15 protein-coding genes are annotated in these 16,626 nt (G+C 66.1%); 3 read left to right on the top strand and 12 right to left on the bottom strand.

The window, feature by feature from the left end:
- Positions 1-131: 131 nt before the first annotated feature.
- Positions 132-869, top strand: a complete 738-nt coding sequence (gene lexA, locus QFZ60_RS13165) for a transcriptional repressor LexA (RefSeq protein ID WP_142121117.1) — start codon at positions 132-134, stop codon at positions 867-869.
- Positions 870-957: 88 nt separating this feature from the next.
- On the opposite strand, the gene QFZ60_RS13170 is transcribed toward lexA, so the two are convergent.
- Together QFZ60_RS13170 and hflX are read right to left on the bottom strand one after the other, a co-directional pair.
- Positions 958-3,018, bottom strand: a complete 2,061-nt coding sequence (locus QFZ60_RS13170; protein WP_307090942.1) for an ATP-dependent DNA helicase — start codon at positions 3,016-3,018, stop codon at positions 958-960.
- Positions 3,011-4,591 carry a GTPase HflX gene (gene hflX / locus QFZ60_RS13175; RefSeq protein ID WP_307090944.1) on the bottom strand — a complete coding sequence of 527 codons (1,581 nt, stop codon included), beginning with the start codon at positions 4,589-4,591 and terminating at the stop codon, positions 3,011-3,013. Before hflX ends, QFZ60_RS13170 begins: the two co-directional genes overlap by 8 nt.
- Before the next feature lie 436 nt (positions 4,592-5,027).
- Here hflX and QFZ60_RS13180 point away from each other — a divergent pair, with 436 nt between their 5' ends.
- Positions 5,028-5,651, top strand: a complete 624-nt coding sequence (locus QFZ60_RS13180; RefSeq protein ID WP_307090945.1) for a class I SAM-dependent methyltransferase — start codon at positions 5,028-5,030, stop codon at positions 5,649-5,651.
- On the opposite strand, the gene dapF is transcribed toward QFZ60_RS13180, so the two are convergent.
- The 6 genes from dapF to QFZ60_RS13210 form a co-directional block, all read right to left on the bottom strand.
- On the bottom strand, positions 5,623-6,567 hold the full coding sequence (gene dapF, locus QFZ60_RS13185; RefSeq protein ID WP_307090947.1) for a diaminopimelate epimerase: 945 nt from the start codon (positions 6,565-6,567) through the stop codon (positions 5,623-5,625). The genes QFZ60_RS13180 and dapF overlap by 29 nt on opposite strands.
- Before the next feature lie 44 nt (positions 6,568-6,611).
- Positions 6,612-7,508 carry a tRNA (adenosine(37)-N6)-dimethylallyltransferase MiaA gene (miaA, locus tag QFZ60_RS13190; RefSeq protein ID WP_307090949.1) on the bottom strand — a complete coding sequence of 299 codons (897 nt, stop codon included), beginning with the start codon at positions 7,506-7,508 and terminating at the stop codon, positions 6,612-6,614.
- A 2-nt stretch (positions 7,509-7,510) separates the two neighbouring features.
- A complete protein-coding gene (gene miaB / locus QFZ60_RS13195; protein WP_307090951.1) occupies positions 7,511-9,088 on the bottom strand; it encodes a tRNA (N6-isopentenyl adenosine(37)-C2)-methylthiotransferase MiaB in 1,578 nt (525 codons plus the stop codon).
- An 18-nt stretch (positions 9,089-9,106) separates the two neighbouring features.
- The gene (locus QFZ60_RS13200) at positions 9,107-9,592 is read right to left on the bottom strand and encodes a regulatory protein RecX (RefSeq protein WP_307093307.1); all 486 of its coding nucleotides are present in this window, start codon (positions 9,590-9,592) and stop codon (positions 9,107-9,109) included.
- A gap of 120 nt (positions 9,593-9,712) precedes the next feature.
- Positions 9,713-10,768 (bottom strand): recombinase RecA, encoded by a 1,056-nt coding sequence (gene recA / locus QFZ60_RS13205; protein WP_056338727.1) that lies wholly within the window; start codon positions 10,766-10,768, stop codon positions 9,713-9,715.
- 189 nt (positions 10,769-10,957) lie between these two features.
- On the bottom strand, positions 10,958-11,182 hold the full coding sequence (locus tag QFZ60_RS13210) for a DUF3046 domain-containing protein (protein WP_307090953.1): 225 nt from the start codon (positions 11,180-11,182) through the stop codon (positions 10,958-10,960).
- Positions 11,183-11,223: 41 nt separating this feature from the next.
- Here QFZ60_RS13210 and QFZ60_RS13215 point away from each other — a divergent pair, with 41 nt between their 5' ends.
- On the top strand, positions 11,224-11,754 hold the full coding sequence (locus QFZ60_RS13215; protein ID WP_307090956.1) for a MarR family winged helix-turn-helix transcriptional regulator: 531 nt from the start codon (positions 11,224-11,226) through the stop codon (positions 11,752-11,754).
- A gap of 109 nt (positions 11,755-11,863) precedes the next feature.
- On the opposite strand, the gene QFZ60_RS13220 is transcribed toward QFZ60_RS13215, so the two are convergent.
- The 4 genes from QFZ60_RS13220 to QFZ60_RS13235 form a co-directional block, all read right to left on the bottom strand.
- The gene (locus QFZ60_RS13220) at positions 11,864-12,316 is read right to left on the bottom strand and encodes a helix-turn-helix domain-containing protein (RefSeq protein WP_018771597.1); all 453 of its coding nucleotides are present in this window, start codon (positions 12,314-12,316) and stop codon (positions 11,864-11,866) included.
- 166 nt (positions 12,317-12,482) lie between these two features.
- A complete protein-coding gene (locus QFZ60_RS13225) occupies positions 12,483-12,962 on the bottom strand; it encodes a CinA family protein (RefSeq protein ID WP_307090958.1) in 480 nt (159 codons plus the stop codon).
- Positions 12,959-13,621 (bottom strand): CDP-diacylglycerol--glycerol-3-phosphate 3-phosphatidyltransferase, encoded by a 663-nt coding sequence (gene pgsA / locus QFZ60_RS13230; RefSeq protein ID WP_307090960.1) that lies wholly within the window; start codon positions 13,619-13,621, stop codon positions 12,959-12,961. The genes QFZ60_RS13225 and pgsA overlap by 4 nt, the downstream gene beginning before the upstream one ends.
- Positions 13,622-13,638: 17 nt before the next feature.
- Positions 13,639-16,539 carry a DNA translocase FtsK gene (locus QFZ60_RS13235; protein ID WP_307090962.1) on the bottom strand — a complete coding sequence of 967 codons (2,901 nt, stop codon included), beginning with the start codon at positions 16,537-16,539 and terminating at the stop codon, positions 13,639-13,641.
- Positions 16,540-16,626 lie beyond the last annotated feature (87 nt).

The following is a 16,626-nucleotide window of genomic DNA, read 5'->3' on the forward strand; positions in this document are numbered from 1 at the left end:
TTTGAAATCACAGAACAACCACCACTGAAGTTGAACAGCAGGGTCTGACAATGACAGTGGCAGTCCTTCAGGGGGTGCTGGGAAACAGTGCTCCTGGAAGATCCGGCGGCAAGCGAAAGGCATTGGCGAATATGGCAGCAGCAGCCGCCGGGGGCAGGACCGCCCCGCAATCGAAGAAGACGGCCAAGGGTTTGACGCCGCGGCAGAAGAAGATCCTCGAAACCATCCAGCGCTCAGTCAATGAAAACGGGTACCCGCCCTCCATGCGCGAAATCGGCGACACCGTGGGCCTGGCGAGCCTCTCCAGCGTGACCCACCAGCTCTCGCAACTGGAAAAGCTGGGTTACCTGCGGCGCGACCCCAAGCGGCCGCGCGCCATGGAAGTCCTGATGCCCCTCACGCTGGACGGCGGCGGCGGCAAGGCAGCAGGCACATCTCCTGCACCTCAGGCCCAGGGCAGCGGAGCCACGGTGACGGAACTGCCCACCGCTCTTGATACGGCCATGGTTCCGCTGGTTGGCCGGATTGCTGCCGGCGGCCCCATCCTTGCCGAGCAACTCGTCGAGGACGTCATGCCGCTCCCCCGCCAGCTCGTTGGACAGGGCGAACTGTTCATGCTCAGGGTGGCAGGCGATTCCATGGTGGACGCGGCCATCTGTGACGGTGACTGGGTGGTGGTGAGGCGCCAGGCGGACGCTGCCAACGGGGACATCGTTGCGGCCCTGCTCGATGACGAGGCGACCGTCAAGACGTTCCGCCAGCGTGACGGCCACACCTGGCTGCTCCCCCAGAACACCCAGTACGAACCCATCCTGGGAGACCACGCCACCATCATGGGCAAAGTGGTCTCGGTCCTGCGTTCCCTTTAGCCGTTTCCTTGAGCCAAGGATCCGCCGGCCACGTTCATCCTTGGCCAGCGGTCCGGACGTTTACTGGGAAGTTGTCCCTGGGCGTCAACTATCTGGCCGCGTCCGCTCCGAGCCTGGTTAATGCGGCCAGCGCCTTGCTGCGGTCCGTGGTGGCCCAGAACGGCGGGAGCGCTCCCCGCAGGAAGCCGGCATAGCGTTCAGTGGCCAGCCGGGAGTCCAGGACGGCCACCACACCTTTGTCTCCGGTGGACCGAATCAGCCGGCCGGCGCCCTGGGCCAGCCGGATGGCGGCGTGCGTGGCCGACACCGACATGAAGCCGTTCCCGCCGGCCTGCGCCACGGCACGTGAACGCGCCGTCATCAGCGGATCGTCCGGCCTGGGGAACGGTATGCGGTCGATCACTACAAGGCGGCAGGAGCCTCCCGGAACATCAACCCCCTGCCACAGGGACATCGTCCCGAAAAGGCAGGTGTCCGGTTCGTCGGCGAACTGCTTGACCAGGGCAGTCATGGTCGATTCACCCTGGCAGAGGACAGTCACGTCGAGCTTGGGCCGGAGGGCGTCGGCGGCCTCTTCGGCCGCCCGGCGCGATGAAAACAGGCACAGAGCCCCGCCGCCCGACGCTTTGATAAGCGCCTCCAGTTCCTCCAGCGCCTCGGGGGAAACGCCGCGGCCGGGTTTTGGCAGGTGGCCGGCCACATAGAGGATGCCCTGTTTGGGGTAATCGAAGGGCGAGCCGACATCCACGCCCGTCCAGCTGGGTGCACCTTCACCGATGAGGCCCAGTCCACCGGCCGCGGGCTCGAAAGCGGAACCAATCGCCAGCGTCGCGGACGTCAAGACGACGGTGTGCCCGGCGAAGAGCCCTTCCCGCAACCTGCCCGCAACGGAAAGCGGTGCGATGTTGATCAGCACGGGTGCGTTGTCGTCGGGCTGCGTGTATCCCTGGCCTGGGTCGAATGTGCCGGCGCGGGATAACCAGACGACTTCCCGGTTTTCCCTGGCAGCGATCAGACGCTCACACAGTTCGAGGATGAGCATGAGGCGGGACCGCGCCAGCTGCCGGCCGCCGTCCGCAGTGGTGTTGCTGTCCCCCTTGGAATCCGACAATGCGGCGCGGCACGCCTCCCGAAGCTGGTCGATGCAGTCCAGCTGTTCATCATTCAGGCCGTTGGGGAGCAGGCCGTTTGGCGCGCCGGCAAGGGCCAGCTCAAGATTGTCGGCTGCGGCGTTCAAGGCATCGACGGTGATGGCGGTATGTTTGCGGGCGCCGGACGCGGCAGCGTGGACCATGGCCACAGACAGCTGCCCGGACACGGCTCCGGTAACCCGGTCCTGGAGTTCGTGGGCTTCGTCCACCACCACGACGTCATACTCGGGCAGGACTGCAAGCCCTTCGAAGGCGCTGACGGCAAGCATGGCATGGTTGGTCACCACCACGTCTGCCTCGGCTGCGTCCTGCCGCGCCAGCTCGCTGAAACACTCGGCGGCCATGGGGCATTTTTGCGCTCCCAGGCATTCCATGGAGGTGACGGACACCTGTCGCCAGGCACGGTCTGTCACGCCGGGGAGCAGTTCGTCCCGGTCACCGGTGGCCGTTTTCTCTGCCCATTCGCGGAGCCGAACTACTTCCTTCCCAAGCTGGGAGGAGGGGCCGCCCACGGACGCGGCGAAGTGCGGGACGCTGGTGTCCTCGCCCAGGGAAAAGAGCTGCCCTTCGGCAGGCTCCTCTGAGGGGAACCCGCCTTCGAGTTTGTGGCGGCAGACGTAGTTGGACCGCCCCTTCACCAGGGCAACCTTGACCGGCCGTTCCAAGGACGGTGTGATGTTCTTCAGCAGCCGCGGCAGGTCCCTTCCGACAATCTGGGTTTGCAGTGCCAGCGTTGCCGTGGACACCAACGCCGGCTTGTTGCTCTCCAGGGCGTGCGCGATGAGCGGCACCAGGTAGGCCAGCGACTTGCCGGTGCCAGTGCCGGCCTGGACCAGCAGGTGGTTGCCGGTTTCGATGGCCCGGGCCACCTGCCGGGCCATTTCGTGTTGTCCGGTGCGGCTTTGTCCGCCCATGCCGGCGACGGCACGGTCGAGCAGTTCGATAACGAACTGCTCGCCGTCCGTCTGTGCGGCTTCGCCGGCCGCGGGATCACTCATTGACGACGAATGGTTCCAGTTCGGACGCCAGGCCCTCGCGGACCTTCACCTCAGCCCTGGTCCCGGCCTCAACGTGGTCCACGTTGAGGATTTCGGCGTCGGACTCGTGGAGCTTGCTGATCAGGTCTCCGCGGTCGTAAGGGATGAGCACGTCCATCTTGACCGAAGGCCGGGGAATCGATTCGCTGATGGCCTTCAGCAGTTCCGGAATGCCCTCGCCGGTGCGGGCGGAGACCACCACATGGCGTGGCTCGCGCTGCTTCAAACGCTCCACCACGAAGGGGTCGGCCGCATCGGCCTTGTTCAGCACGATGATCTCCGGCACCTTGCGGGCATCAACTTCGCTGAAGACCTTCCGGACGGCAGCGATCTGTCCTTCCGGGTCGGGATGCGAAACGTCCACCACGTGCAGGATCAGGTCCGAGTCCGCCACCTCCTCGAGGGTGGAGCGGAAGGCCTCCACCAGCTGGGTGGGCAGCGAACGGACGAATCCGACCGTGTCGGCCAAGGTGTAGCCCAGGCCGTCGGCGGTTTCCGCCTTGCGCACGGTGGGATCCAGGGTGGCGAACAGCGCGTTCTCCACCAGGACGCCGGCGTCCGTAAGCCGGTTGAGGAGGGAGGACTTGCCGGCGTTGGTGTACCCGGCAATTGCCACTGACGGCACTTCATTACGACGGCGGTTGGCCCGTTTGGTCTCCCGTGCCGGCTTCATTGCGGCGATTTCACGCCGCAGCTTCGCCATGCGGGTTCGGATCCGGCGCCGGTCCAGTTCGATCTTGGTCTCACCGGGGCCACGTGAGCCCATGCCGGCGGCTGCGCCGCCCACCTGGCCACCGGCCTGGCGGGACATCGACTCACCCCAGCCACGCAGGCGGGGAAGCAGGTACTCCAGCTGCGCCAGCTCCACCTGGGCCTTGCCTTCGCGGCTCTTGGCATGCTGGGCGAAAATGTCAAGGATCAGGGCCGTACGGTCGATGACCTTGACCTTGACGATGTCCTCAAGGCCACGGCGCTGGGAAGGCGCCAGTTCAGCGTCCACCACCACGGTGTCCGCACCGGTGGACATGACAATGTCCTTGAGTTCGAGTGCCTTGCCTGAACCCAGGAACGTTCCGGGGTCCGGCTTGTCGCGGCGCTGCACCAGCCCGTCCAGGACCTCCGAACCGGCGGTCTCGGCGAGGGCTGCCAGTTCACGCAGTGAGTTTTCGGCGTCCGCAAGGGTCCCCTCGGACCAAAGCCCTGCCAGGACCACCCGCTCCAGGCGGAGCTGGCGGTACTCGACTTCGGTGACGTCTTCGAGTTCGGTGGACAGACCTGCCCTTCGGCGCAGCGCGCGCCGTTCCTCGAGGTCCTGCTGGTCGCCGTCGTAGGTTGAGTGCTCTTCGTCAAGGCGGGAAATAGCCTGTGCCTTGCCGAGCACCGGTTTTCCATTGCCGCTGCCCTCACCGGCGGGCGTGCTGACATTCTTGGCCGGGACGTCCTTCGCGAGGATCCGGTCGATAACAGCCTGGATCTCCTGCGGACTCATGTCCTGGGCGGCTGGATCTGAACCGGTGTTGGGCTGGCTGGTCATGGTCTCCTTTGAAGATTCGGCAATTCCAGAATAGTGCTGATTGGTTGGAAGTTGGAACGTATTCGCGCTGGGCTGACGGCCTGCGGTCATGCAATTCTCCTGTTTTTGTGGCGGCCGGCTGCGGTGCCGGGGCCGGGGATGCCGCGTCGGGACGGCGGCAAGGCAAAAAAGGGCCGGAAAATAGCGGGAAGGGCAGCGGGAGGCTGACTTTCGAGTATCGTCCGGCGGCCGGGACAGACAGTTGGGTCTGGCCGGTGCACAAGCGGAAGGCTGGGGGCCTGCATCGCTGCGGGACGGGCTGTCGCTGGAGGACAGGCTGCGGGACGGGCGTGGCCCGTGCCGGCTACTCGAAGATCAGGAACATGCCATCCAGCGTAGCAGAGCGGATTTAGCACGGTTTCCCATTACGCTGCAAGGGGAACTACTCTGGCCAGTTATGGAGTCCGCACACTATTTCAGCACGTCCCCCGCCGGCCCCTTCACGCGGAAGCCCCTTACCGTGGAGTTGGCCGGTGAAACGCGGAGACTCCAGACCTCCACGGGCATCTTCAGCCCGGACGGGATCGACAAGGGCACAGCGGTACTCCTGGCCGAAGTTCCGGCGCCGCACCCCCAGGGCAACCTGCTGGATATCGGATGCGGCTGGGGTCCCATCGCACTCACCATGGCCTTGCTGGCGCCCGGGTCAAAGGTCTACGCAGTGGATGTCAACGAACGCTGCGTCACCCTGACCAACGAAAACGCGGCTTCGCTGGGACTGTCCAACGTCGTGGCCAGTACTCCCCAGGAGGTAGACCCTGGTGTCCGGTTCGACACCATCTGGTCCAACCCGCCCATCAGGATCGGCAAGGACGAACTGCACGCGCTGCTCAAGCTGTGGCTTCCACGCCTGGCGGACGGCGGGACGGCATGGCTGGTGGTGCAGAAGAACCTGGGCTCGGATTCCCTGCAGCGCTGGCTGGCCGGTGAACTCGATGCTTCCTTCAGCGTGACGCGCGAGTCAACGTCAAAGTCCTTCCGGATCCTGAAGGTTACGAAAGCGTCCCGCTCGCCACAATAACGGCGGGGCCGCTGAGCTCCACGTGCTCGTGGCCGGCGGGGCCGGCAAAGAACTTCACGCCCACCACTCCCCCCGGAACGTGGACACGCCAGGCGTCCGGCGCTTCGGGGCCGGCCCAGTGCCGGATGGCCACGGCGGCGGCGCAGGCGCCGGTTCCGCAGGACTGGGTCTCCCCCACACCCCGCTCGTGCACCCGCATGGTCACAGAGCCCACGCCGCCATTGACCAGCGGCTCCGCGGGGACCACGAACTCAACGTTGGTCCCGTTGACGGGTACCGGGTCGACCTTGGGTGCGGTGAAGAGCCGGGTACCTTCGAGTTCGCCCAGTTCCGCGAGGGCCACCACCGTGTGCGGGTTGCCCATGCTCACGGAGAGGGCAGGCCGGGGAACTTCCAGCCCCTCGGCGGTGACCAGGGAATCCATGGCCTTGGCGCTTGCCTCCCCGGGGAAGATGAACTCCCAGGGGCCCATGTCCACGGCATAACCGTTTCCTGTCCGGACCACGGTCTTTACCCCGCCGCGGGTGCCGATGGTGAGCGACCCGCCGTCGGACAGATCGATCAGGCCCTCGGACCGGAGGAAGTGGACGAACACCCTGACCCCGTTGCCGCACATTTCAGACAACGAGCCGTCGGCGTTGCGGTAATCCATGAACCATTCCGCGTCCGGGGTTTCGGTGAGCAGTTCCCGGCCCTCGGGCAGGAAACGGGACGGGACGGCACGGATCAGGCCGTCGGCGCCGATCCCCCGGTGCCGGTCGCACAGCGCGGCAGCCTGGTCCGCACCGATGGCGTGGATGCCCTCAGGGTCGGCCACCAGGACGAAATCGTTGCCGGTCCCGTGCCCCTTGGAAAAGCGGAGCCCGCTCAGCGTGTGCAGGACGGGCCCAGTGGTTTCGGCGGGGGTTGCATTCATGGTCCCAAGCGTAGCGGCGCATGCCGCCGGCGCTGAAACCGCAGCTACCGGCACAACTCCGCCGCCTTGCCCACGAGTCCCGGATCCTGCCAGTCCAGCCAGGTGATGCGGGGATCGGCACGGAACCAGGTCAGCTGACGGCGGGCGAACTGCCGGGTGGCCACGATGGTCTCCTCCGCGGCGTCTGCAACGGTGGACGTGCCGTCGACCACCTGCAGGAACTGTGCATATCCAAGTGCACGGGAGGCGGTTTTGCCCCGCCGCAGGCCCCGGGCATCAAGCAGCCGGACTTCCTCGAGCAGGCCGGCCTCCACCATCCGGTGAACCCGCTCCGCCAGGCGCTGCCGCAGGACCTCCCGGTCCACGCCCAGGCCCACCTGCACCGCGGGCTGGTGGTACTCCCGGCGGGGCATGAAGGAACTGAAGGGCCGCCCGGTGAGTTCGTGGACTTCAAGGGCACGGATAATCCGCCGTGCGTCCGAGACCCTGTCAGCGGAATCGGGATCCACGGCCCTCAACCTGTCCAGGAGCGGCTGGGTGCCCAGTTGCGCGTGGTCCCGCTCCAGCCGGGCACGCAGTGTTGGGTCCGTCCCCGGGAATTCCAGGACATCCAGGGCAGCCCGCACGTACAGCCCGGAGCCGCCGGCCAGTATTGCCCGTTTGCCGCGGGCATGGATGTCCTCGATGACTTCCCGGGCCTGCTGCTGGAAGTCGGAGACGCTGGCTTCCTCTGTTACGTCCAGGATGTCCAGGAGGTGGTGCGGCACGCCCCTGCGCTCGGCCATCGTGATCTTGGCGGTGCCGATGTCCATCCCGCGGTAGAACTGCATGGCATCGGCGTTGATGACCTCGCCGTCCAGTTCCAGGGCGAGGTTGACGGCGAGGTCGGATTTACCGGAGCCGGTGGGGCCGACGACGGCGATGACGGGCGGGGCAGCCACCTTCAGCGGGTGCGCAGCGGCAGCGAGGGCATGCCCAGGGAGACGCCTTTGGGTCCGGCGCCGGCGGCGCCCGGGGCAGGCGCACCACAGGAATCGGCCTGGGACCTGTCCCAGGCGTCCCCTGCCCGTGAGCGGCGCAGGTTGTAGTCCTCCAGGGTGGGATCGGCCACCAGGTGGAAGGCCGCGGCCTCGGTGATGGTGACGGTAACCAGGTCCCCGGGCCTGGGGGCCGGAGCGCCGTCCGGAACCGAGAAGTGCACCAGCCGCTGGTCCTGCGAGCGGCCGGACAACCGATGGGTTTCCCCGGATTTCCGTCCGGACTGTGCGGTGACCATGACCTCAAGCCTGCGGCCGAGCTGCTTCCGGTTTTCCTCGGCAGCGATCCGGTCCTGGAGGGCGGTGAGGCGTTCGAACCGCTCCTGGACAACAGCCTTTGGCAGCTGGTCAGGCAGATCGGCGGCGGGCGTGCCGGGGCGCTTTGAATATTGGAAGGTGAAAGCGGTGGCAAAGCGGGACTTTTCCACCACGTCCAGCGTGGCCTGGAAGTCCTCCTCGGTTTCGCCGGGGAACCCCACGATGATGTCGGTGGAGATGGCGGCGTGCGGAATCCTGTCGCGGACCTTGTCCAGGATGCCCAGGAACTTGGTTGACCGGTAGGAACGCTTCATGGCCTTGAGGATGCGGTCCGATCCGGATTGCAGCGGCATGTGGAGCTGTGGCATCACGTTTGGCGTTTCGGCCATGGCGTCGATGACGTCATCGGTAAAGGCGGCCGGGTGCGGGCTGGTAAAGCGGATGCGTTCAAGGCCCTGGATGTCGCCGCAGGCGCGAAGGAGCTTGGAGAAGGCCTGCCGGTCCCCGAATTCGACCCCGTAGGAGTTGACGTTCTGGCCAAGGAGGGTCACTTCGATGGCGCCGTCATCCACGAGCGCCTGGATCTCGGCGAGGATGTCGCCTGGCCGGCGGTCTTTCTCCTTGCCGCGGAGGGCGGGCACAATGCAGAACGTGCAGGTGTTGTTGCAACCAACCGAGATGGACACCCAGCCGGAGTAGACGGAGTCGCGTTTTGTGGGCAGCGTGGACGGGAACACGTCCAGGGACTCCAGGATTTCCAGCTGGGCCTCATTGTTGTGCCGTGCCCGGTCCAGGAGCGCGGGCAGGGCACCGACGTTGTGGGTACCGAAGACTGCGTCCACCCACGGTGCCTTCTTGAGGATGGTTTCGCGGTCCTTCTGGGCCAGGCAACCGCCCACGGCGATCTGCATGCCCGGGTTGGCTGCCTTGACGGGGGCCAGGATACCGAGGTTGCCGTACAGCTTGTTGTCGGCGTTTTCCCGGACAGCGCACGTATTGAACACCACGACGTCAGCATGTTCGCCGTCCGCCGGAACATAGCCCGCGTCCTCGAGCATGCCGGCCATCCGCTCCGAGTCGTGCACGTTCATCTGGCAACCGAAAGTGCGGACCTGGTACGTACGCGGCTGCGCTCCGCCGGCTGGAACGGAACCGGACAGCGGGACAGCATCGGGCTCAACGGAGGGGGCAGCGCCGGAATGGGGGGAAGGAATGGTCAAACTCACCAGTTAAGGGTACCGGCTTTAGAGCATGCCGCCGTCGGGATCGTGCGGGGAATCCAGGACGTCATTGACGATCCTGAACGCCTGGGAGGGCTGGTACCCCTTCCTTGCCAGCATGGAGGCCAGCCGCCGGACAGCCTTGTCACGTTCCGCCCGGTCGGATAAGTCCGTCCCGGGCCGGAGTTTACGCTCCACCAGCGTGCGTGCAGCGGATTCCTCGTCGGCGTCGGTCAGCTGCTCCAGGGCAGCAGCCGCTGTTTCCTGGTCAATGCCTTTCTCGGCGAGTTCACGCCGGAGGGCGCCCTTGGCAAGCTTGCGGGACTGGGACCGGCTCCTGACCCACATGTCCGCGAACTCGGCGTCGTTGATCAGGCGGACCTCCTGGAACTTGTCCAGCACCGCCTCGGCGACGTGTTCCGGGATATTCCGCTCGGCCAGCTTCCGGGCAAGCTGGAGCCTGCTCTTGGGGGCTGCGGTGAGTTGCCGGTACACAATGGCCTGCGCCACCGTGAAGGGGTCCGGTTCGTCGTCAACAGCCTGCGGATCCTCTGGAACGTTAAAGCCGTCCGGCGGCCCTGAAGAAGGGCCGCCGGTACGGTCGCGTCGTGAACGTGGTCCTGTCAAGGGTTAGAACCCGTCGACGGCTTTCAGCTTTGGTGCGTCCTTGGATTCGTCCTCGGCGGGCTTTACGCCGACACCGAGCTTCTCCTTGATCAGTCGCTCCAGTTCCGCCGCAAGCTCGGGGTTGTCGCGCAGGAAGCGGCGCGAGTTCTCCATGCCCTGGCCCAACTGGTCGCCGTCGTACGTGAACCAGGAGCCGGACTTCTTGATGATGCCGTGCTCCACGCCCATGTCGATGATGCCGCCTTCGCGGGAGATGCCCTGGCCATAGATGATGTCGAACTCAGCGACCTTGAAGGGCGGAGCCATCTTGTTCTTGACGATCTTGGCCTTGGTCCGGTTGCCGACGGAATCCGCGCCCTCCTTGAGGGTCTGGATCCGCCGGACGTCGATGCGGACCGACGCGTAGAACTTCAAGGCCTTACCACCGGTGGTGGTTTCGGGGGACCCGAAGAAGACGCCGATCTTTTCGCGAAGCTGGTTGATGAAGATGGCGGTGGTCTTGGTCTGGCTCAGGCGGCCAGTGATTTTACGGAGGGCCTGGCTCATGAGCCGTGCCTGGAGGCCCACGTGGCTGTCGCCCATGTCGCCTTCGATTTCAGCGCGCGGCACCAGGGCGGCGACGGAGTCGATGACAATGACGTCCAGCGAGCCGGAGCCGACCAGCATGTCCATGATCTCAAGCGCCTGCTCACCGGTGTCCGGCTGCGAGACCAGGAGGGCGTCGGTGTCCACGCCCAGCTTGGCGGCGTAATCGGGGTCCAGGGCGTGTTCGGCGTCGATGAACGCTGCGATTCCGCCGGCGCGCTGGGCATTGGCCACGGCGTGCAGGGCAACGGTGGTCTTACCGGAGGACTCAGGACCATAGATTTCGATGACTCGGCCGCGCGGGAGCCCGCCAATGCCGAGGGCGACGTCCAGGGCGATGGAGCCGGTGGGGATGACTTCGATCGGGGCACGGACTTCGTCGCCCAGGCGCATGACCGAGCCCTTGCCGAACTGCTTGTCAATCTGGGCAAGCGCTGCTTCCAGCGCTTTTGCACGATCCGGGGCTGCCGCCATGGTTGACACCTCTAATGCTTTCTCGATGGTGGCCTTCGCGGCCGTTGTATTGGTCATCTCTGACGCTAATCGGACCCACTGACATTCCGGCCTGAGGACAACGGCTATGTGGATAAGCCCAATAGAAAAAGCATAGCGTTATCCGAACAGGTATTCGAAGAGTGCCGGCCGTGCGGCGTGTCAGGCGCCCTAATCGCGGCGCGGGGCGATGTCCCGGCCCAGCCGCCGTTCGGCCGGCACGTCCTGGACGTCGCAGACTGCCAGCCACACCTTGCGGGGGTCGACGCCCGAAGCCAGGGCCTGGTCGGCGGTGCGGCCGCCCACACTCCCAAGGACCAGGGTGCTGCTCAGCACGCGGGAGTATCCCGCACCGAACTCGTCATCCATCAGGCGCCAGTACTCGCTGATTCGCATCGGTAAATCCTCTCATGATCGCGGACCCTAGAATTGTTGCCATGAGCAACTCCCCTGATCTTCCGCCGCGGCAGGACGCCGGCGATGATGCGGCCGACACCGCGCTGCAGAACGTCGAACACCAGATCAGCCTCTTTTGGCGGCGGGCCAGGGCCATCTCCAACCAGCTCTCACGCCAAGTCCACCCCGACATGGAGCCTGCGGCCTACGGACTTTTGACGGTGATCCGGAGGGAAGGCCCCATCCGCCTGACCGAGCTCGCCATGAACATCGGGGTGGGCAAACCGTCGGTCAGCCGGCAGATTGCTTTCCTGGAAAGCCTGGGGCTGGTGTCAAAGGAAGCGGATCCCCAGGACCGCCGCGCACAGTCCATCCGGCTGACGCCTAAGGGCGAAGAGAAGATGCACCAGGTCCAGGACGCGAGGCGCCAGGTTTTCCAGGAGCGGCTGCGTGAGTGGCCGGTGGAGGACCTGCAGGAACTGGCCCGCTACATGGCCAAGTTGAACTCCACCTATGAGCGTGACGGGTTCCCCAGGGAAGGTGCGGGCGGATCCACGGCAGAGGAGGAATAGCCCGCACGCGCAACAACGGGAAGCTCAACCGCGGGTGTGGCATGCAGGAAGCCCCCGGCGTGGCCGGGGGCTTCTGCGTTCAAAGGCCCACCTGCGGTGGGGGCTGCCTTTACCGGGCGCCGGAGAGAAGGCCTGTGGAGAGTTCGTCGTTCAGTTCAGTGTTGAGGTCGCGTTCCAGGTCGCGGCCGTAACGCTGGGAGAATTCCTGCGGAACGGTGTCCGGAACTGCGACGCCTTCGGCTACTGCCACACGGTCGCTAACCTCGCGGAGCATGCTTGACAACGGAACATCCAGTGCCGAGCAGATCGAGGACAGGAGCTCTGACGATGCTTCCTTCTGGCCGCGCTCCACTTCGCTGAGGTATCCCAGGGAGACGCGGGCGCTGTGCGAAACTTCACGGAGCGTGCGTCCCTGACGCTGGCGGACATCGCGCAGCACATCACCGATTTCGTGACGAAGTACTACCATCTTGCGCTCCTTCTGTTCGCTCTTAGCCTGTTCGGCGAGGCCCACATCCTTCCAGCGGACAACGCCGTTTACGGATACGGGCTGCTTTACCATCTGTATCGCCTTGCTCCCTCATTGGTCAGGTCCGCCGTGGCGAACCGTCGTGGTCATTTCATCCTAGGCGCCTCCGCTATCCGGAAGCGACACAATGTAATAACTAATCGGTACCGGCTTTTGTTCCCGTCAACTTTACGCCCGGTAACTTGGGGTCGGCCAAGTGTCAGCCGGACAGTGCTTCAAGGAGCCGTTCCAGGGCGACGGCGCAGGCCGCGCCCCTGATGTCGGGCCTGCTGCCGGTAAAGGAGTATTCGAAAGCTGAGGCTCCAGCCGCCGTGGCAATCCCAACGTAGACCCGCCCCACGGGCTTGCCGTCGTGGGCGTCCGGACCTGCCACCCCGGTTGTGGAAATTCCGACGTCGGCGCCCAGGACCGTGCGCGCCCCGGCTGCCATGGCACGGGCAACGTCCGGGTCCACGGAGCCGGCACTGGCCAGGAGGTCGGCCGGGACGTGCAACACCGACTCCTTCACGGAGTTCTGGTAGGCAATGACCCCGCCCTGCAGCATGCCGGAGGCACCGGGGGTATCGGCAAGGACAGCGGACACCATCCCGGCCGTCAGCGACTCCGCGGTGGCCACGGTCCGCCCGGACTCGAGCGCCTGGCGGACAGCCTGCCCGGCCAAAAGGTGGAGGTTGCTCATGCCTGGTCCTGCCCTGTCGCTGTTTCCTGACCGGGGGCGGTCCCTGACTGCCGCTTGCCCTTCGCCCGAAGGCGCAGTGCTTCGACGACATATTCGACGCCGGTCCACAAGGTGATGGCCACGGCGGCCATCATGACGGCGAACGCCACCCAGGACATCCACGGCGCGAAGGCCCCGAACGGCAGGAGGTAGAGGAAGATCGCCGCCGTCTGCACGACGGTCTTGAGCTTGCCGCCGCGGGAGGCGGGAATGACCCCATAGCGGATCACGAAGAAGCGCAGTGCCGTGATTCCCCATTCCCGGACCAGGATCACCAGGGTTGCCCACCAGGGCAGCTCGCCCAGCAGGGAGAGCATCACCAGCGCGGAACCGGTCAGGAGTTTGTCCGCGATGGGGTCGGCGATCTTCCCGAAGTCCGTGACGAGGTTCCGGCTCCTGGCGATGTCGCCGTCGAGCTTGTCCGTGTAGATGGCAACGGCGAACGCCGCCACTGCTGCCCAGCGCCACGGTCCGGAGGTACTGTGCAGCCCGGGCGCGTCCGCCACGAGGAACCAGACGAAAAACGGGACCAGCGCGATGCGGATCATGGTCAGGATGTTGGGAAGGTTCCAGACCCCGGCACGGCCCTGGCCGGCGGCGGTTGCATCGGTGCTAGTCACGTTCCTAGGCTACCGGCCTAGCGCCCGGTGAGGGACCAGGCGTCCTCGGATCCGTCGTCATCATCGCCGTACCCGCCCGGAGCGGAATCGGCGCCGTCGTAATATTCGACGTTCTGGTTCCTCTTGTCCAGGTCGGCGGCCACAAGGTCCTCGGCGTAGCCGCCCTGGGCGATGTTGGCGTTGGCATTGTCGCTGAGCGCAGCGGTTTGGGAGTCTGCGGCGGCGGGCGCCTCCTGGCCCTTCATGGCGGCCAGGACGGTGGCGAGGTCGTCCGGCTTCACCAGCACATCGCGGGCCTTGGAGCCCTCGGAGGGGCCCACCACGCCGCGGGATTCGAGCAGGTCCATGAGCCGCCCGGCCTTGGCGAACCCGACGCGGAGCTTGCGCTGCAGCATGGACGTGGAGCCGAACTGCGTGGTGACCACCAGTTCGGTAGCCTGCAGCAGCACCTCGAGGTCGTCCCCGATGTCGTCGTCGATCTGCTTCTTGGGCGCCTCGGCGGCCACGTCGTCGCGGTAGCTTGCCTGGAGCTGCCCCTTGACGTGCTCCACCACTTTATGTATTTCCGACTCGGTAACCCAGGCTCCCTGGACGCGCATAGCCTTGGAGGCACCCATGGGCAGGAAGAGCGCGTCACCCTGGCCAATCAGCTTTTCCGCGCCCGGCTGGTCGAGGACCACGCGGGAGTCGGTGACGGATGACGTGGCGAACGCCATGCGCGAGGGCACGTTGGCCTTGATCAGGCCGGTGACGACGTCCACTGACGGACGCTGGGTGGCCAGCACCAGGTGGATGCCGGCGGCTCGCGCGAGCTGGGTGATGCGGACGATCGAGTCTTCGACGTCGCGCGGCGCCACCATCATCAGGTCGGCGAGCTCGTCGACGATCACCAGCAGGTAGGGGTAGGGGCGGATAACGCGCTTGGAGTCCACGGGCGGCTGGACCTTGCCGGCCCGCACCGCCTTGTTGAAGTCGTCGATGTGCTTGAACCCGTAGTTGGCGAGGTCGTCGTAGCGCGCATCCATTTCACGCACCACCCATTGCAGTGCCTCAGCGGCCTTTTTGGGGTTGGTGATGATGGGCGTGATGAGGTGCGGGACGCCTTCATAGGCGGTCAGTTCCACGCGCTTGGGGTCCACCATGACCATGCGCACCTCATCGGGCGTGGCGCGCATCAGGATGGAGGTGATCATCGAGTTCACGAAGGACGACTTACCGGCACCGGTGGCACCGGCCACCAGCAGGTGGGGCATCTTGGCCAGGTTGGCCACGACGTAGCCGCCCTCAACGTCCTTGCCCACGCCCATGACCATCGGGTGGTCCGTGCGCCGGGCGTTCTGGCTCCGCAGGACATCGCCCAGGGAGACCGTCTCGCGGTCCGTGTTGGGGATTTCGATACCGATGGCGGACTTGCCCGGGATGGGGCTGAGGATACGCACATCGCTGGACGCGACGGCGTAGGAGATGTTCTTGGACAGCGCGGTGACCCGTTCCACCTTGGTGCCCGGGGCAAGTTCGATCTCGTACCGGGTCACGGTGGGGCCGCGGCTGAAGCCGGTGACGGTGGCATCGACGTTGAACTGCTGCAGGGTGTCCGTCAGGGCAGCGACGACGGCGTCATTGGCTTCCGTGCGTTCCTTCGGGATGGATCCCGGGGTGAGGTAGTCCGAGGCAGGGAGCGTGTAGGTGACGTCTCCGGCCAGGGACAGTTGTTCGGTGCGCTGCGGAATGGGAACCGGCGGCGGCGCGGGGGCCACGGGATTCGACGGCACGGTGGGCGCGGCAGGCGCGGCACCTGCTTTGCCCGGAGCCGCGGCACCGGGGATGACCAGCGGGATGGCCTCGGTGGCGTTTTCCGCGGGAGGCGCCTGGGCGCCGGCACCCAGGCCCTGCGCCGCCTTGATCTTTTCGACGGCGATCTCGGCCTGGGTGGGCCGCCGCACTCCGGGCGCCGGGCGGGCGGGTTCGCGCTCGTCGTCGTCAATGACGGCATGCTCGAAGGCCTCGTCGCCCACGTAGCCCTCAAGGCCGGCGTCGGATTCCTGGTCCTTGCCGAACAGCTTTCGCTTCTTCTTTTTGGGCGCCGCCGGTGCTGACCGTTCCAGGTAGCTGCGGTCGTGGGCGTCCCCGGAATGTTCCTGGTCCATCAGGTCGATGCCCATGAGATGTTCGTAAGCTCCGCGGATCCGGCGCGGGATGGCCGTGAACGGGGTGGCGGTGATGATCAGCAATGACACAAAGGCCAGCGGTGCGTAGAGGACCACGGGCACGGCGGGATGGATGGCGGCCAGCGGAGTGGCAGCCAGGAAGCCGAGCATGCCGCCGGCTTTGCGGAGGCCGTCGAAGCCGTCGGCAACCGTGGGCTGGCCGCCAAGGATGTGCGCCAGCCCGCAGCCGGCGAACGTCATGATCAGGAAGCCGATGCCCACCCGGTTGTTGCCCCGGCCGTCTGAGGGCTGGCGGAACAGCCGGAAGGCGCACACGAACAGCATGAGCGGGAGCAGCAGGGAGATCCAGCCGAAGGTGCCGTTGACCACTGCGTAGACGGCGTCCGGGAACCAGCCCGTCAGGCCCCACCAGGCGAAGGTGGCGATGAAGACGCCCAGGGCCAGGTTGAACAGGGCGGCGCCGTCGCGGCGTTCCTCCGCGGGGATGTCGCTGACGTCGTGGCCGATGCGGCGCACTCCCCCGCCCACCAGGTGGCCCACTCCCAGCCACGCTCCGCCGACGACGCGCAGGAGCCAGGGCTGGTGGTGTTCGACGGCGGGAAGCTGGCGGGTGCGTGCGGTGCTGGATGAGCCGCCGCGCCCCGTCTTGCTGGCGGTGGAGCCGGTTCCGCGGCCTGTGGAGCTGCCCGCTTTGCTGGCGGAGCTCCCCCTGCCGGTACCTTTGGGCGCGGAAGTAGTACGTGTGGCCATACTGCCACGGTACCGGAAGCATGCTGTGATTCCCGGGATATCGGGGCCACCGGTACCCACCGAAGGACCGCCCGGATGCGGCGGAGG

This window comes from Arthrobacter sp. B2I5, from assembly GCF_030816735.1.
GTDB lineage: Bacteria > Actinomycetota > Actinomycetes > Actinomycetales > Micrococcaceae > Arthrobacter.

Coding starts and splice junctions, on each gene's coding strand:
- lexA (WP_142121117.1), top strand. CDS start 132: ATGGCAGCAGCAGCCGCCGGGGGCAGGACCGCCCCGCAATCGAAGAAG.
- QFZ60_RS13210 (WP_307090953.1), bottom strand. CDS start 11,182: ATGCGAATCAGCGAGTACTGGCGCCTGATGGATGACGAGTTCGGTGCG.
- QFZ60_RS13170 (WP_307090942.1), bottom strand. CDS start 3,018: ATGAGTGATCCCGCGGCCGGCGAAGCCGCACAGACGGACGGCGAGCAG.
- QFZ60_RS13220 (WP_018771597.1), bottom strand. CDS start 12,316: ATGGTAAAGCAGCCCGTATCCGTAAACGGCGTTGTCCGCTGGAAGGAT.
- hflX (WP_307090944.1), bottom strand. CDS start 4,591: ATGACCAGCCAGCCCAACACCGGTTCAGATCCAGCCGCCCAGGACATG.
- QFZ60_RS13235 (WP_307090962.1), bottom strand. CDS start 16,539: ATGGCCACACGTACTACTTCCGCGCCCAAAGGTACCGGCAGGGGGAGC.
- recA (WP_056338727.1), bottom strand. CDS start 10,768: ATGGCGGCAGCCCCGGATCGTGCAAAAGCGCTGGAAGCAGCGCTTGCC.
- dapF (WP_307090947.1), bottom strand. CDS start 6,567: ATGAATGCAACCCCCGCCGAAACCACTGGGCCCGTCCTGCACACGCTG.
- QFZ60_RS13225 (WP_307090958.1), bottom strand. CDS start 12,962: ATGAGCAACCTCCACCTTTTGGCCGGGCAGGCTGTCCGCCAGGCGCTC.
- QFZ60_RS13215 (WP_307090956.1), top strand. CDS start 11,224: ATGAGCAACTCCCCTGATCTTCCGCCGCGGCAGGACGCCGGCGATGAT.
- QFZ60_RS13180 (WP_307090945.1), top strand. CDS start 5,028: ATGGAGTCCGCACACTATTTCAGCACGTCCCCCGCCGGCCCCTTCACG.